Source organism: Neobacillus driksii (genome assembly GCF_013409995.1).
Lineage (GTDB): Bacteria > Bacillota > Bacilli > Bacillales > Cytobacillaceae > Neobacillus > Neobacillus driksii.
The window spans coordinates 131,498-147,057 of sequence record NZ_JACCBX010000016.1 but is presented as its reverse complement, the minus strand read 5'-3'; the positions used below and the strand labels follow the sequence as shown (position 1 = coordinate 147,057).

Annotated in this window: 15 protein-coding genes, 1 rRNA gene and 1 riboswitch; of the genes, 15 read left to right on the top strand and 1 reads right to left on the bottom strand. The window is 40.9% G+C overall.

Annotated elements, in window-relative coordinates; genetic code table 11:
- Both rrf and F4694_RS27550 read left to right on the top strand, forming a co-directional pair.
- A 5S ribosomal RNA gene (gene rrf / locus F4694_RS27555) occupies positions 1-95 on the top strand; the annotation flags it as partial.
- A 589-nt stretch (positions 96-684) separates the two neighbouring features.
- The gene (locus F4694_RS27550; RefSeq protein ID WP_179603119.1) at positions 685-1,581 is read left to right on the top strand and encodes a fumarylacetoacetate hydrolase family protein; all 897 of its coding nucleotides are present in this window, start codon (positions 685-687) and stop codon (positions 1,579-1,581) included.
- 55 nt (positions 1,582-1,636) lie between these two features.
- Here F4694_RS27550 and F4694_RS27545 read toward each other — a convergent pair whose 3' ends face one another.
- On the bottom strand, positions 1,637-2,860 hold the full coding sequence (locus F4694_RS27545) for a TolB-like translocation protein (RefSeq protein WP_179603118.1): 1,224 nt from the start codon (positions 2,858-2,860) through the stop codon (positions 1,637-1,639).
- Positions 2,861-3,076: 216 nt separating this feature from the next.
- Here F4694_RS27545 and F4694_RS27540 point away from each other — a divergent pair, with 216 nt between their 5' ends.
- From F4694_RS27540 to purH, 13 genes are all read left to right on the top strand, one after another.
- The gene (locus F4694_RS27540; RefSeq protein ID WP_179603117.1) at positions 3,077-3,619 is read left to right on the top strand and encodes a DUF2179 domain-containing protein; all 543 of its coding nucleotides are present in this window, start codon (positions 3,077-3,079) and stop codon (positions 3,617-3,619) included.
- Positions 3,616-3,813 (top strand): NETI motif-containing protein, encoded by a 198-nt coding sequence (locus tag F4694_RS27535; protein WP_179603116.1) that lies wholly within the window; start codon positions 3,616-3,618, stop codon positions 3,811-3,813. The genes F4694_RS27540 and F4694_RS27535 overlap by 4 nt, the downstream gene beginning before the upstream one ends.
- An 86-nt stretch (positions 3,814-3,899) precedes the next feature.
- A riboswitch (purine riboswitch) is annotated at positions 3,900-4,001 on the top strand.
- A gap of 178 nt (positions 4,002-4,179) precedes the next feature.
- A complete protein-coding gene (gene purE, locus F4694_RS27530) occupies positions 4,180-4,668 on the top strand; it encodes a 5-(carboxyamino)imidazole ribonucleotide mutase (RefSeq protein ID WP_179603115.1) in 489 nt (162 codons plus the stop codon).
- A complete protein-coding gene (gene purK / locus F4694_RS27525) occupies positions 4,661-5,809 on the top strand; it encodes a 5-(carboxyamino)imidazole ribonucleotide synthase (protein ID WP_179603114.1) in 1,149 nt (382 codons plus the stop codon). The genes purE and purK overlap by 8 nt, the downstream gene beginning before the upstream one ends.
- Positions 5,806-7,104 (top strand): adenylosuccinate lyase, encoded by a 1,299-nt coding sequence (purB, locus tag F4694_RS27520; RefSeq protein ID WP_179603113.1) that lies wholly within the window; start codon positions 5,806-5,808, stop codon positions 7,102-7,104. Before purK ends, purB begins: the two co-directional genes overlap by 4 nt.
- A gap of 72 nt (positions 7,105-7,176) precedes the next feature.
- Entirely contained in the window at positions 7,177-7,890 is a 714-nt protein-coding gene (gene purC / locus F4694_RS27515; protein ID WP_179603112.1) for a phosphoribosylaminoimidazolesuccinocarboxamide synthase, read from the top strand.
- Entirely contained in the window at positions 7,883-8,137 is a 255-nt protein-coding gene (gene purS, locus F4694_RS27510) for a phosphoribosylformylglycinamidine synthase subunit PurS (protein ID WP_063254695.1), read from the top strand. The genes purC and purS overlap by 8 nt, the downstream gene beginning before the upstream one ends.
- On the top strand, positions 8,134-8,817 hold the full coding sequence (purQ, locus tag F4694_RS27505) for a phosphoribosylformylglycinamidine synthase subunit PurQ (protein WP_179603111.1): 684 nt from the start codon (positions 8,134-8,136) through the stop codon (positions 8,815-8,817). Before purS ends, purQ begins: the two co-directional genes overlap by 4 nt.
- Positions 8,801-11,029, top strand: a complete 2,229-nt coding sequence (purL, locus tag F4694_RS27500) for a phosphoribosylformylglycinamidine synthase subunit PurL (RefSeq protein WP_179603110.1) — start codon at positions 8,801-8,803, stop codon at positions 11,027-11,029. Before purQ ends, purL begins: the two co-directional genes overlap by 17 nt.
- Positions 11,005-12,411, top strand: a complete 1,407-nt coding sequence (gene purF, locus F4694_RS27495) for an amidophosphoribosyltransferase (protein ID WP_179603109.1) — start codon at positions 11,005-11,007, stop codon at positions 12,409-12,411. The genes purL and purF overlap by 25 nt, the downstream gene beginning before the upstream one ends.
- A gap of 11 nt (positions 12,412-12,422) precedes the next feature.
- Positions 12,423-13,448 (top strand): phosphoribosylformylglycinamidine cyclo-ligase, encoded by a 1,026-nt coding sequence (purM, locus tag F4694_RS27490; protein WP_179603108.1) that lies wholly within the window; start codon positions 12,423-12,425, stop codon positions 13,446-13,448.
- Positions 13,445-14,047 (top strand): phosphoribosylglycinamide formyltransferase, encoded by a 603-nt coding sequence (gene purN, locus F4694_RS27485; protein ID WP_179603107.1) that lies wholly within the window; start codon positions 13,445-13,447, stop codon positions 14,045-14,047. Before purM ends, purN begins: the two co-directional genes overlap by 4 nt.
- Positions 14,022-15,560 carry a bifunctional phosphoribosylaminoimidazolecarboxamide formyltransferase/IMP cyclohydrolase gene (gene purH / locus F4694_RS27480; RefSeq protein ID WP_179603106.1) on the top strand — a complete coding sequence of 513 codons (1,539 nt, stop codon included), beginning with the start codon at positions 14,022-14,024 and terminating at the stop codon, positions 15,558-15,560. The genes purN and purH overlap by 26 nt, the downstream gene beginning before the upstream one ends.

The following is a 15,560-nucleotide window of genomic DNA, read 5'->3' as shown; positions in this document are numbered from 1 at the left end:
GTCACACCCGTTCCCATACCGAACACGGAAGTTAAGCTTCTCAGCGCCGATGGTAGTTGGGACTTTGTCCCTGTGAGAGTAGGACGTTGCCAGGCACACGAAACACAACCTGATAAGGGTTGTGTTTTTTTTGTGTTGTCCAAAAGGACAAATTAGGATAGATAATATGATAAATGGAGAATCGTGACCGTGAGGCGAAACTTTTAGAGAAGAGGGTAACGAATAGCTGTTATTCGTGCCCATTAGGGCGACCCTTTTAGAGAAAAGGGTAAGAAATACCGCCTATTCGTGCCATAGGACGACACTTTTAGAAAAAACGGTAACGAATAATAATTTTCGTACTTTTAGTTAAATCCTTTTAAGTGCCTTTATTTATAGAAAAGAGAATCATAACCACATTTTGACTCCCTCATCTAAAGGTTTTTAGCACAGGAGGTAACCAAAGACCTGTTTTGATTCCTATAACCCTGACTTTTCAAAAATCAAGGGAACCAAAGCTCGCTTTTGATTCCCATAAGCTCAATCTTTCAAGAGAAGAGGGAACCAAATGCCTTTTGTAGATTTATGCACCTGATCTTTCCCTTCCTAGATCATTCTTCCATAATTAAAAGTAAAGGAAGGATAAATAGGATGGAATAGAGAAATCAGATGTTACTAACCTAAATCAAGGAGGAAAATGATTCAATGAAACTAGTAACAATAGAAAAAGAAGGTAAATTTGTGTTAGGTGTAAAGATAGAGAACGGCATAATTGACCTTGAAGAAGCATTAAAAGAGGTACCTAATAATCACCTACATACAAATATCATGGATGTTATCGCGGGTGGTCATGAATCTATTTCCGCACTCCAGGATTATATTACAATTCTGCCAACTGAAAATAAATCAACCTATATTAAAAATGAAGAGGAGGTTAAGTGGGGACCATGTGTCACACAACCGAACAAGATTATCTGTGTAGGTTTAAATTATCGCAAGCATGCGGATGAAACAAAGTCTCCATATCCAGAAGTACCCATATTATTTAGTAAATTTAATAATTCATTAACAGGACATAAATGTGAGATAGCTGTGCCAAAAGTGACGAAAAGGTTGGATTATGAGGTTGAATTAGCCGTTGTAATTGGAAAGGAAGCGAAGTATGTAAATAAGGAAAATGCTTTAGATTATGTATTTGGTTATTGTACAGCTAATGATTTATCAGCACGCGACCTACAGAAAAGGACACATCAATGGTTACTTGGTAAAACATGTGACGACTTTAATCCAATAGGTCCATATCTTGTTACAGCTGACGAGGTCGGTGATCCTAACAATTTACAATTAAAAACTTATGTGAATGGAGAAAAACGTCAGGATTCCAATACATCTGATATGATTTTTTATGTAGATGAGATTGTCAGCTATATATCGCAGCACATGACTCTTACAGCTGGTGATGTCATTCTAACTGGAACTCCAGAGGGGGTTATTGTAGGCTACCCATTGGAAAAACGAGTTTACTTAAAACCTGGTGATGTGGTAACTGTTGAAGTTGAAAAATTAGGTACACTAACCAATAAGTTAATTGAAGAAAAATAATTTTGGAGTAAGAGCCAGGCATTAAGGACTGTCTGGCCCTCCAATGATTTTCAAGTTACCTCCCTGTATATAAGCTAAACACCTCATCCCAACTCCATTTTTCATAATAGGAACTCCCGAGATTGATATTCTTTATCCAAACCATTTCTCCAGATTTATAGGTTGGAGAAATCATAACATCTGCATTCTTTCGGTCAGTTCTAATCCAGATCAAATTATTTTTAACAATTTCTGGTCTGAAATCTCCATCTTTCTCTGAAGGAACTGTTAATTGGGTTTGTTTATTATCTGATAGACTGATCTTATATAGGCTTGGCAATGCTCTTTCGCTCAAGTCCTCAGAACTATTTTCCTTCGAACGAGATACGATTATAGTTCGATTATTTTGCCACGTCAAATCACGATCGACATAACCCCTTGGGGTGAGAGTCACATTTTTCATAGAAGGGACTTTTAAAACCCGGGTCCTTTTATTGATGGTTGCTTCTCGCCCAATCCCACTTACATATCCCAACAATCCATTATATGGAGCCCATTGGAACCAAGCCGATTCAATTAACATTTCATCCATCTTTTGAAAAGTTTTTCCATTAGCTGATAGTACGCATAATGTATTACCATCAGCTGATAAGGAAGCGGTAGGGATTAACAAAAAGCTAATCCACTTCTTATCATTTGACCATTTAAATTCACTAGTAGAAGCAAATATTTCATTTTTGCCTATCTTAACGTTATATAAATGGTTCACAGCAGGCTTTTCTTTTTTTCTCAAGAGAACTTTTGATAAGATGATATCTGAATGAAATTCAGGACTTTTTTTAGTTGATATAAGAAATCCTTTGCCGGATGGGAGCCAAGAGAAGTTTTCTATATCCTTCGCTATAGGCGTAAATAGACCTAATTGACTGGTATGTAAACTAAAAAGATTTTTTGCAACTTGAAATCCAAGTGAATTTTCATTCGGAGACCATTGAAAATTAACTCCAACATTTTCTTTCACCTTAAAATGTCTATTGCTCTTTACCCTGTAGAGCCAGAGATCCATAATATCCCCATCTTTGGCTCCCTTTAAATAGGCAACCCAGCTGCCATCGAATGACCATTTTGGATATCTTACATAGCCCGTATCCGTAATTCTTATATCTTTATCCTTTATTTTTAACCATAAAAGATTGTCTCTTACAAAAGTGGCTTTCAAATTTTCTTTAGGTTCTGCTGTGGCAGCAATCGGAAGGAAGGTAAATATCAGAAAAACTAATAATAGTATCTTTTTCATCATAAAGTCACCAGCTTATTATTTTAAATCTTATTATTTCCAATAAAAGGAGTAGAGTATGTATTTAGGTCAAAGATCAAAAAGAATAATAGTAAAATAATACTAGGCTCTTACCTGTCAAATGGCAGGTCTTTTTTAAATGAAATGAAAAGTTCCTTAAAAAAGGGTAAACTAACAAATACAACTATAAAAGGGCAAGAGGAGAACAGGAGGGTATAGATGTTAGAGAATAGTTTTATGATGGTAGTGATTATTTTACTTATTAACATTGTTTATGTTTCATTTTTTACGATAAGAATGATTCTAACGTTAAAAGGTCAGCGTTATTTGGCAGCATTCCTGAGTATGATAGAAGTGGTTATTTATGTTTTAGGTCTTGGACTTGTTTTAAATAACTTAAATGAAATTCAAAACCTAATTGCTTACGCCGTTGGTTATGGGATCGGTGTCATCGTAGGAATGAAAATTGAAGAAAAGCTGGCTTTAGGCTATATTACCGTAAATGTAATTACAAAGGAATACGATAAAAACTTACCTAAAGTATTAAGAGAGAAGGGATTCGGGGTGACCGACTGGGCTGCCCATGGGCTTGAGGGAGATCGAATGGCTCTTCAAATATTAACACCAAGAAAATTTGAACTTAAATTATATGAAACGATAAAAGGTTTGGACCCAAAAGCATTCATCATCTCCTATGAACCTAAGGCGATTCATGGCGGGTTTTGGGTGAAATCTGTGAAAAGAGGGAAATTATTTTCATGAGTAAAAAGAAAATGCAATTTGAAGTTCAAGAAAATGAAAGCATTGAAGCTTGTCTAGAGCGGATGAAAAAACAAGGGTATATACCGGTTCGCCGTACGGAAAAACCGATTTTTCAGGAGGTAGTTAATGGAAAAGAAACTTCCTATGAACCGGTCGGAAGGCAGATTGTATTTGAAGCTATCAGTGCTGAGTAAAAACGAACAATAGTTTTTATAGAAATAAAATCGTTCGTTTTTATTGACCATTTGCGTCTGAAAATGTAATATAAAGGTGTAAAAAAAAATATATAACGTAACACCCTCGTATAATAATGGGAATATGGCCCGTAAGTATCTACCCAATTACCGTAAATGATTGGACTATGAGGGGAAGTGGAAAAATGCCGGAAACGTTAACACGTTTCATGGTCATTTACTGTGCCGATATCAGCCCGGACAGACTGCTTTCTCTCATTTCATGAAATTGGGGAAGTATCTGTTTTGGGCTTTTTATATTGGTAAAGTAAGAAGGGCGTAAGCGCCTTGTTCAGGGGCTGGATTTAGAGACAAAGGGGAGAGAATATGAATCCAATTATAGCGGTAATAATGGGGAGCAAATCCGATTGGGAAACGATGAAGCATACCTGTGAAATCCTTGACCGATTAGAGGTTCCATATGAAAAAAAGGTGGTTTCAGCACACCGTACTCCTGATTTGATGTTTGAATTTGCTGAGAATGCTAGAGTAAGAGGAATTAAGGTAATCATCGCAGGTGCTGGCGGTGCGGCTCATCTGCCAGGTATGGTGGCGGCAAAGACTACATTGCCCGTAATTGGGGTTCCTGTTCAATCGAAGGCGTTGAATGGAATGGATTCTCTTTTATCGATTGTACAAATGCCTGCTGGGGTACCGGTTGCAACAGTTGCGATTGGTAAGGCGGGGGCAACCAACGCGGGTTTACTGGCAGCCCAAATTGTATCGATTAATGATTCGATAATACAAGAAAAACTAGAACAAGTCCGCTTGGAGTCCAAAATGACGGTAATAGAAAGTAGTGATCAGCTTGTCTAATAAAACTATTTTACCGGGTCAGACAATAGGAATCATTGGCGGCGGCCAGTTGGGAAGAATGATGGCTCTTTCTGCAAGAGCAATGGGTTATCGAATTGCCGTATTAGACCCGGCTGAAGATTCGCCTTGCGGCCAGGTGGCGGATTATAAGGTAATTGGGGACTATGATGATTTAGAGGCAATAAAGAAACTAGCTGAAATAAGTGATGTCATTACCTATGAATTTGAAAATATTGATGCCGCGGCGCTTGAATGGCTTTGCAATCATGCATATGTGCCTCAGGGCAAGAGTTTACTTGAAGTTACTCAGGACCGAGTGAAAGAAAAAGGTGCGATTGAAAATGCTAGGGTCCAGGTGGCACCTTATGCAGTGATCAATTCTCTGAATGACCTTCATGAACAATGTGAACAGCTTGGCTATCCCGTTGTATTAAAAACAGCACGCGGCGGCTATGACGGTAAAGGGCAAGTGGTTCTAAAAAGCCATCAGGATATTGAAAAGGCTCAAGTACTTCTTGAAAACGGACAATGTATCCTGGAAAAATGGGTTTCTTTTACGAAAGAAATTTCCGTCATTATCACAAGAAATTCAAATGGTGAAACAAAGGTATTTCCGGTTGGGGAAAATATTCATCGTGATAATATACTTCACCAGACTATTGCTCCTGCGCGTATTAGTAAACAAGCTGAGGAGAAGGCCATTGAGTCCGCAATACAACTTGCAAATGCTTTTGGGCTAGTAGGGACACTAGCGGTTGAAATGTTTTTAACAGCGGGGGATATCATTTACATAAATGAACTCGCTCCTAGACCGCATAATTCAGGGCATTATACGATTGAAGCTTGTGAAACATCACAATTCGAGCAGCACATCAGGGCTGTGTGTAACCTGCCTCTTGGGAAGACAGAGCTATTAAAGCCTGCGGTCATGGTTAATATATTAGGGGAGCATGTTCAAAACGTGTTAGATAAAGTAACAAACGTACCAGATTGGAAAGTTCATTTATATGGTAAAAAAGAGGCAAAACTAAAAAGAAAGATGGGGCATGTAACGATTTTATGTGATTCTGTTGATAGTGCCCTTGAAGAAGTGAATACTAGTTACATTTGGGAAGAAAAAAGTCTGGAGGCAAAAAGATGATTGATCGTTATACAAGACCTGAAATGGGTGCGATTTGGACAGAAGAAAACCGCTTTAAGGCCTGGTTGGAGGTTGAAATTCTTGCATGTGAGGCATGGGCAGAGTTAGGTGAAATTCCGAAAGAAGACGTAAAGAAGCTGCGAGAAAATGCATCCTTCAATATTGACCGGATTAAAGAAATCGAAGAAGAAACACGGCATGATGTTGTGGCTTTTACTCGCGCAGTATCCGAGACGTTAGGGGAAGAGCGCAAGTGGGTGCATTACGGTCTAACTTCTACGGATGTTGTTGATACCGCTCTTTCTTACTTGTTAAAGCAAGCGAATGAGATTATCCGGAAGGACCTTGAAAACTTTATTGATATCCTAAAGAACAAAGCGATTGAACATAAATTTACCGTGATGATGGGACGTACGCACGGGGTACATGCTGAACCGACTACTTTTGGATTAAAGCTTGCTCTTTGGTACGAAGAAATGAAACGCAACTTGGAACGTTTTAATCAGGCTGCTGCAGGTGTTGAGTTTGGGAAAATTTCCGGTGCAGTTGGAACGTACGCGAATATTAACCCGTTTGTTGAACAATATGTGTGTGAAAAACTGGGTACACAGCCTGCACCAATCTCAACACAAACCTTGCAGCGTGACCGCCATGCACACTATATGTCCACTCTTGCATTGATTGCTACTTCGATTGAAAAGTTCGCCGTGGAAGTTCGTGGTTTACAAAAAAGCGAAACGCGTGAAGTAGAAGAGTTTTTTGCAAAAGGACAAAAAGGATCATCCGCAATGCCTCATAAGCGCAATCCAATTGGCTCTGAAAATATGACCGGTTTGGCACGAGTGATTCGCGGTTATATGATGACAGCCTATGAAAATGTTCCACTTTGGCATGAGCGCGATATTTCACACTCTTCTGCAGAGCGGATCATTTTACCTGATGCAACGATTGCCTTGAACTACATGTTAAATCGTTTCGGAAACATCATTAAGAACCTAACTGTCTATCCGGAAAATATGAAACGTAACATGGACCGTACACTAGGATTAATATACTCGCAGCGTGTTCTGCTTGCGCTGATTGATAAGGGATTATCGCGCGAAGAGGCTTATGATACCGTTCAGCCAAAAACAGCGGAATCATGGGAAAATCAAGTGCCATTCCGTGGTTTGATAGAAGAAGAGCCAAAAATTACAAGCTTGCTTTCAGCTGAAGAAATTGCAGACTGCTTTGATTACAACTATCACCTGCAGCATGTTGACACGATTTTTGAGCGCTTAGGTTTGAATAATTAATAGATAGAAGGGGTAGTACTGCCCCTTCTCACTTTGAAGATTCCCAATATTGCGAAATAGGAGTGATTCTATATGAGAGAACTTCTCTATGAAGGAAAGGCGAAGCGAATTTTTAGCACGGATGAAGAACAAACTGTTTTGATTGAATATAAGGATTCTGCAACAGCCTTCAACGGTCAAAAGAAGGCAGATATTACAGGTAAAGGGCGTTTGAACAACGAAATTACTAGTTTGCTATTTTTAAAGCTTCAGGAACAGGGTATCCCATCTCATTTCATTAAGCGTATTTCTGAAACGGAGCAGCTGGTGAAGAGGGTCACCATTATCCCGCTTGAAGTTGTCGTTCGCAATATCGCTGCCGGAAGCCTTTCAAAGCGATTAGGAATCGAAGAAGGTAAAGAATTAATAAAGCCGCTCGTTGAGTTTTATTTAAAAAATGACGACCTTGGCGACCCATTATTAACGACTGAACATGTTTACGAGTTGAACTTAGCAACCGAAGAAGAACTAAACATTCTAAAAGAGAAAGCACTAAAAATTAATACAGTTTTATCAAGCTTTTTTACAGAGCTGGGCATTAATCTTATCGACTTCAAACTAGAGTTTGGTAAGGACAATGAGGGCGAGATATTATTAGCGGATGAGATTTCACCTGATACCTGCAGATTGTGGGATAAAAAGACAAATGAAAAGCTCGATAAGGATGTATTCCGTCGCGACCTTGGTAGTTTAACAGAAGCGTATGAGACTATTTTAGCCAGATTAGGGGGAAAACAGCATGTTTAAGGTAAAGGTATATGTGACGTTAAGAGAAAGTGTATTGGATCCACAAGGTAAAGCAGTAACTCATTCACTGCATTCATTAAATTATCCAGAAGTATCCGATGTACGAATCGGTAAATATATGGAACTAACCATTGAAAAATCAGAGCGCGACCTTGATGAAGTAATCAATGAGATTTGCAGCAAGCTATTAGCAAATACAGTCATCGAAGACTACCGTTATGAAGTAGAGGAGTGTGTTCCTCAGTGAAGTTTGCAGTCATCGTTTTTCCGGGGTCTAACTGTGACGTCGATATGTACCATGCGATTAAGGATGAACTTGGTGAACAGGTTGAATATGTGTGGCATGACACTGAGAGCTTAGATGAGTTTGATGGAATCTTACTTCCTGGCGGTTTCTCATACGGTGATTATCTACGTACAGGAGCGATTGCACGCTTTAGTAAGGTCATGCAGGCAGTTGTAAAAGCAGCAGAAGCAGGGAAACCGATTCTAGGTGTCTGCAACGGATTCCAAATTTTATTGGAAGCAGGATTACTGCCTGGAGCCATGAGACGAAATGAAAGTCTATCATTTATCTGTAAACCGGTTGACTTAAAGGTAGTGAACGATCAAACGATGTTCTCTGCTGCCTATGCGCAAGGTGAAACCATTTCAATCCCTGTCGCTCATGGGGAAGGTAACTACTATTGTGACGAAGAAACGCTTGCTAAGCTTAAAGAAAATAACCAAATCGTGTTTACTTACCAAGATAACCCGAACGGAAGTTTAGAAGATATAGCAGGAATTATCAATGAAAACGGAAATGTCCTTGGGATGATGCCACACCCTGAAAGAGCCGTTGATGAGTTACTAGGCGGAGCAGATGGACTAAAATTATTTCAATCGATCGTAAGAAGCTGGAGGGAAGCAAATGTTGTTAAAGCATGAACCAAGACCAGATCAAGTAAAGACAGAAAAACTTTATCAGCAAATGGGCTTATCCGATGAAGAATTCACCCAGATTGAAAACATTCTTGGCCGGACACCGAACTACACTGAAACAGGCCTTTTCTCGGTTATGTGGTCTGAGCATTGCAGTTATAAAAACTCTAAACCAGTCCTAAGAAAATTCCCAACGACAGGTGAGCGTGTTCTTCAAGGTCCTGGGGAAGGGGCAGGAATTGTCGATATCGGCGATAATCAAGCAGTTGTGTTTAAAATTGAAAGCCATAACCACCCATCAGCCATCGAGCCATATCAAGGGGCGGCTACAGGTGTTGGCGGCATTATCCGTGATATCTTTTCGATGGGTGCCCGTCCAATCGCATTATTAAACTCACTTCGATTCGGTGAACTTGATGAATCTGCAAGAGTACGCTACTTGTTTAAAGAAGTTGTAGCTGGAATCGCTGGCTACGGTAACTGCATTGGGATTCCGACTGTTGGCGGCGAAATTCAATTTGAACCATGTTATGAAGGCAATCCGTTAGTAAATGCCATGTGTGTAGGCTTAATTGACCATAAAGATATTAAAAAAGGTCTTGCCCAAGGTGTTGGCAATACAGTGATGTATGTTGGAGCAAAAACAGGCCGTGACGGTATTCATGGAGCAACCTTTGCTTCTGAGGAATTAACAGACCAGTCCGATGAAAACCGCCCAGCGGTACAAGTGGGCGACCCATTCATGGAAAAGCTTTTACTAGAAGCCTGTCTTGAGTTGATTCAATCAGATGCCCTTGTCGGTATTCAGGATATGGGTGCTGCGGGATTAACAAGTTCTTCCGCTGAAATGGCAAGTAAAGCGGGAATGGGTATAGAAATGAACTTAGACCTCGTTCCTCAGCGTGAAACAGGTATGACGGCATATGAAATGATGCTTTCAGAATCACAAGAGCGTATGCTGATTGTTGTTACAAAGGGAAGAGAACAGGAAATCAAAGATCTATTCACAAAATATGACCTTGAAGCAGTTGCGATTGGTACAGTAACAGATGATAAAAAACTGCGTTTGCTGCAACATGGCGAAATCGTGGCAGATGTTCCAGTAGATGCTTTAGCTGAAGACGCGCCTGTTTATCATAAGCCATCAAAAGAACCAATTTATTATCAGGAATTCCAAGCACTTGAAGTGGAAGTTCCAAATGTTAAAGATTTGAAGGAAACATTGAAACAACTTCTTAGCCAGCCTACAATTGCTAGCAAAGAATGGGTGTATAACCAATACGATTATATGGTACGTACGAATACAGTGGTTGCACCTGGCTCTGACGCCTCTGTTGTTAGAATCCGCGGAACCAAGAAGGCATTGGCGATGACGACTGATTGTAACTCACGCTATGTATTTTTAGACCCTGAAGTTGGCGGGGCAATTGCGGTTGCTGAAGCAGCACGAAATATTGTTTGTTCGGGTGCGGAACCATTAGCGATCACTGACAACCTCAACTTTGGAAATCCCGAAAAGCCAGAAGTGTTCTGGCAAATTGAAAAAGCAGCAGATGGAATCAGCGAGGCTTGCCGAGTTCTTAATACTCCTGTTATTGGCGGTAACGTCTCTTTATATAACGAAACAAGCGGAACAGCGATTTACCCAACACCGGTAATCGGAATGGTTGGGTTAGTAACAGATCTTGATCATATTACGACTCAGAACTTTAAGGATAGCGGCGACCTTATTTACTTAGTTGGAGAAACCAAGCCTGAGTTTGGAGGCAGTGAGTTACAGAAACTGCAAAACGGACGGATTTTCGGTAAAGCTCCGGAGCTTAATATACAACTAGAAAAAGAAAGACAGAATCAAGTGTTAGCAGCTATTCGTGCAGGAGTGGTTCAATCGGCACACGACCTTTCTGAAGGCGGGCTGGGTGTAGCGGTGGCTGAAAGTCTTTTTGGCCAAGAAAAGCTTGGGGCAGCGATCACGATTGAAGATACCCCAGTAACTGCATTATTTAGTGAAACACAATCCCGTTTCTTATTAACTGTGAAAAAAGAACACCAAACAGAGTTTGAAAGTTTAGTAGCTGCCAAATTGATTGGTGAAGTAAATGATACAGCCGTATTAAAGGTTAGGCTTGAAAATAACACGATTTTAGAAGCTTCTGTGAACGAATTGAAGGATGCCTGGAAAGGAGCTATCCCATGCTTGCTGAAATCAAGGGATTAAACGAAGAGTGCGGAGTCTTTGGTGTCTTTGGACATCCAGATTCTGCACAGCTTACCTATTACGGACTCCATAGCCTGCAGCACCGCGGTCAAGAGGGTACAGGGATTGTCGTATCTAACGGAGATAAGCTTAAAGTGGTGAAAGGTGAGGGATTAGTCTCAGAGATTTTCACAGAGAACGTGATGGAAGACTTAAAAGGTACTTCGGCAATTGGGCATGTTCGCTATGCGACAGCAGGGGGCGGCGGTTATGAGAACGTCCAGCCCTTGCTGTTCCATTCCCAAACTGGGAGCCTGGCACTTGCTCATAATGGTAATTTAGTAAATGCCAATTTCTTAAAACACCAGCTCGAAACACAGGGAAGTATCTTCCAAACGAGCTCAGATACCGAAGTATTAGCCCATTTAATTAGGAGAAGCGGCTATCCCCAGTTGAAGGACCAGGTGAAAAATGCACTTTCTATGTTAAAAGGAGCCTATGCGTATTTAATTTTAACAGAGAAGGAGTTAATGGTTGCCCTTGATCCTCATGGATTAAGACCACTTTCGCTCGGATGTATTGGAAATGCATATGTAGTGGCTTCGGAAACCTGTGCCTTTGATGTTGTCGGGGCAGAATTCATCCGCGATATTAGACCTGGTGAATTAGTAATCATCAATGAAGATGGAATAACCTCTGAACAGTTTGCATTCAATTCAACAAAGTCAATTTGTGCAATGGAATATGTTTATTTTTCAAGACCTGATAGTAACATTCAAGGGATCAATGTTCATACTGCTCGAAAGAACATGGGAAAAAGATTAGCGGTTGAAGCTCCAATTGAAGCGGATGTCGTAACAGGAGTTCCGGATTCAAGTATTTCAGCGGCCATTGGTTATGCAGAAGCAGCTGGAATCCCTTATGAGATGGGATTGATTAAGAATAAATATGTCGGTAGAACCTTCATTCAGCCAACTCAATCATTACGTGAGCAAGGGGTAAAGATGAAGCTGTCTGCGGTTCGCGGTGTCGTTGAAGGTAAACGTGTTGTCATGGTTGATGACTCCATTGTTCGTGGTACAACGAGCAGAAGGATTGTCAGCTTGCTAAAAGAAGCAGGAGCCACTGAAGTGCACGTGGTCATCAGTTCACCTCCAATTAAAAATCCATGTTTCTATGGAATTGATACATCATCGAAAGAAGAATTAATCGCTTCAGATAAATCAGTGGAAGAAATTAGACAGCTGATTGGTGCTGATTCCTTAACGTTCCTTAGTACCGAAGGGATGGTAGGAGCGATTGTCAAAACGGACGGAACAGAAGGTTTTTGCCTCGGCTGCTTTACTGGTAACTACCCAACTGAGATTTATCCAGATACACTCCAATATTACTACCAAAAATAGGAGGGAACATCATGGCGAATGCTTATACACAGGCAGGCGTAAACATCGAAGCAGGCTACGAGGCTGTAGAGAGAATGAAAAAGCATGTACAAAAAACAGCCCGAGCTGGCGTAATAGGTGGCCTTGGCGGCTTCGGTGGTATGTTTGATCTATCGTCACTGAATTTAAAAGAACCAGTTCTTGTATCAGGAACAGATGGCGTTGGTACCAAGCTGATGATTGCCTTTTGGATGGATCAGCATGAAACAATTGGCATTGACGCAGTAGCGATGTGTGTCAACGATATCGTTGTTCAAGGCGCAGAACCATTGTTCTTTTTAGACTATATTGCTACCGGAAAAGCAAAGCCTGAAAAGATTGAGGCGATTGTCAAGGGCATAGCTGATGGATGTGAACAGGCTGGCTGTGCACTTATCGGCGGAGAAACAGCTGAAATGCCTGGATTATATAGTGAAAATGAGTATGATCTTGCTGGCTTTACGGTTGGAGCCTGTGAAAAAAGCCGATTGATTACAGGGGAAACCATTCAGGCTGGTGATGTGTTAATCGGATTAGCCTCAAGCGGAATACACAGCAATGGTTATTCACTCGTAAGAAAGGTGTTTAACAATTGGGCGTTAACGGAATATGTTGACGAGCTTGGCTGCACCTTAGGCGAAGAATTATTAAAACCAACGAAAATCTATGTAAAACCGATTCTATCTGCGTTGAAAAAGTTCAACTTAAAAGGGATGGCTCACATTACCGGAGGCGGTTTTATTGAAAATATCCCTCGGATGCTTCCTAATGGACTTGGAGCAGCCATCTTTGAAAAAAGCTGGGACATCCCGCCGATTTTCAATTTAATTACAACTGTTGGACAAATCGACCAGCAGGAAATGTATAATATCTTTAATATGGGTATCGGCATGGTGATTGCAGTTGATAAGGATATCGCGGCTGACCTCATGGATCATTTAAAACAATGCGGAGAAACTGCCAATGAAATCGGTGTTGTAACGGCAGAAGAAGGCATTAGTATCGGTGGCCGCCGATGAGAAAGATTGCTGTTTTTGCCTCAGGAACCGGAAGCAACTTTCAGGCGATTATTGACGTAGTGAAATCGGGAGAACTTGAAGCGGACATCGCACTCCTCGTTTGTGACAAGCCGGAAGCATATGCGGTCCGGCGTGCCCATTCCGCTCGTATCCCAACTTTTGCTTTTACTCCTAAGGAATATAGTTCCAAGGAAGCTTATGAAAGTGCTATTTTGGAGAAATTAGCAAGCTATGGCGTCGAGTTTATCGTTCTGGCCGGTTATATGAGGCTGATTGGTCCGACATTACTCGGCGAATATGGTGGACGAATTGTTAATATCCATCCTTCGCTTCTTCCGGCCTTTCCTGGTAAAGACGCTATTGGTCAAGCATTGGCTGCGAAAGCGGACTGGAGCGGCGTTACCATCCACTACGTTGATGAAGGAATGGACACTGGACCGATCATTGTCCAGGAACGCGTCCGCCTTAGTGAAAAGGAAACAAGAGAGAGTCTGCAAAAGAAAATACAAAATATCGAACATAAGCTTTATCCATCTATCCTGCAAATGCTGTTAACGAGAGGGGAAGTTCAACATGACGAAAAAGCGCGCACTTATTAGTGTTTCTGATAAAAATGGTATTCTTGAATTTGCTAAAGAATTAGTCAGCTTAGGTTTTGAAATTATTTCAACGGGCGGAACGAAAAAAGCCCTTCAAGAACAAGGTGTTCCTGTTCTCGGAGTAAGTGATGTTACTGGTTTTCCAGAAATATTAGAAGGACGTGTTAAAACGTTAAATCCGTTCATTCATGGGGGCTTACTAGCGAAACATGATGACGAACAACACCAAAAACAGCTTCAAGAACATCGCATTGACCCTATTCAAATTGTTTGTGTTAACCTTTATCCTTTTCAACAAACCATCGCAAATCCAGATGTAACTACTGAAGACGCAATCGAAAATATTGATATCGGCGGTCCAACGATGTTACGTGCTTCAGCAAAAAATCATCAATATGTAACAGTAGTCGTAGACCCCGTTGACTATTCTAAGGTAATTGAAGAATTAAAGGCAGAGGGTAAAACAACACTTGAAACCCGCAGAAAGCTAGCGGCAAAGGTTTTCCGCCACACGGCAGCATATGACGCATTAATCGCTGAATATATGACTGACCTTGCACAGGAAGAAACACCTGAAAAATTAACCGTTACATACGAGCTGAAGCAATCGCTTCGTTACGGGGAAAATCCACATCAAAAAGCTGCTTTTTATAAAAAGCCACTAGGTTCGACGTTTTCCATCGCTAATGCAGAGCAGCTTCATGGAAAAGAGCTTTCTTATAATAATATTAACGATGCGGATGCTGCCCTGCAGATTGTGAAAGAATTTACAGAGCCTGCGGCAGTTGCTGTAAAACATATGAATCCATGCGGAATTGGAACAGGTTCTAACAGTTTTACCGCGTTTGAAAAGGCATTTGCTGCAGATCCTGTTTCTATTTTTGGCGGAATTATTGCTTTTAATAGTGAAGTGGATGCCCAGACAGCTGGCAAGCTTCATGAGATTTTCTTAGAAATCATTATTGCTCCATCTTTTTCTGAGGAAGCATTAACAATCTTAACTGCGAAGAAGAACCTACGTTTATTAACAATTCCATTTTCAGGAGCAAAAAAGCCAGAGAACAAGTTGACAACCATCGAAGGCGGACTGCTTCTTCAGGAACAAGATCGCTTTACATTAGAAAATGCTACAATCTCTGTACCAACAAAAAGACAGCCAACCGAGCAAGAGTGGGAAGCATTAAAGCTTGGCTGGAAGGTAGTAAAGCATGTGAAATCGAATGCCATTGTCGTGACGAAAGAAGATATGACAATTGGAATTGGTGCAGGTCAAATGAACCGGGTAGGTGCGGCAGAAATCGCCTTAAAACAAGCAGGTGAAAAAGCTGCAGGTGCAGCACTCGCCTCAGATGCCTTTTTCCCAATGGATGATACCGTCGAAGCCGCGGCAAAAGCGGGAATCACGGCAATCATTCAGCCAGGCGGTTCCATTCGTGACGAAGATTCCATCAAAAAAGCGGATGAATATGGAATTGCTATGGTCTTTACCGGAGTTAGACATTTTAAACATTAA

Bases quoted from the DNA above. Each gene is read 5' to 3' on its own strand.
- purN (WP_179603107.1), top strand. From the start codon at position 13,445: ATGAGAAAGATTGCTGTTTTTGCCTCAGGAACCGGAAGCAACTTTCAG.
- purE (WP_179603115.1), top strand. From the start codon at position 4,180: ATGAATCCAATTATAGCGGTAATAATGGGGAGCAAATCCGATTGGGAA.
- F4694_RS27535 (WP_179603116.1), top strand. From the start codon at position 3,616: ATGAGTAAAAAGAAAATGCAATTTGAAGTTCAAGAAAATGAAAGCATT.
- purS (WP_063254695.1), top strand. From the start codon at position 7,883: ATGTTTAAGGTAAAGGTATATGTGACGTTAAGAGAAAGTGTATTGGAT.
- F4694_RS27545 (WP_179603118.1), bottom strand. From the start codon at position 2,860: ATGATGAAAAAGATACTATTATTAGTTTTTCTGATATTTACCTTCCTT.
- purM (WP_179603108.1), top strand. From the start codon at position 12,423: ATGGCGAATGCTTATACACAGGCAGGCGTAAACATCGAAGCAGGCTAC.
- purB (WP_179603113.1), top strand. From the start codon at position 5,806: ATGATTGATCGTTATACAAGACCTGAAATGGGTGCGATTTGGACAGAA.
- F4694_RS27550 (WP_179603119.1), top strand. From the start codon at position 685: ATGAAACTAGTAACAATAGAAAAAGAAGGTAAATTTGTGTTAGGTGTA.
- purC (WP_179603112.1), top strand. From the start codon at position 7,177: ATGAGAGAACTTCTCTATGAAGGAAAGGCGAAGCGAATTTTTAGCACG.
- purL (WP_179603110.1), top strand. From the start codon at position 8,801: ATGTTGTTAAAGCATGAACCAAGACCAGATCAAGTAAAGACAGAAAAA.
- purH (WP_179603106.1), top strand. From the start codon at position 14,022: ATGACGAAAAAGCGCGCACTTATTAGTGTTTCTGATAAAAATGGTATT.
- F4694_RS27540 (WP_179603117.1), top strand. From the start codon at position 3,077: ATGTTAGAGAATAGTTTTATGATGGTAGTGATTATTTTACTTATTAAC.
- purF (WP_179603109.1), top strand. From the start codon at position 11,005: ATGCTTGCTGAAATCAAGGGATTAAACGAAGAGTGCGGAGTCTTTGGT.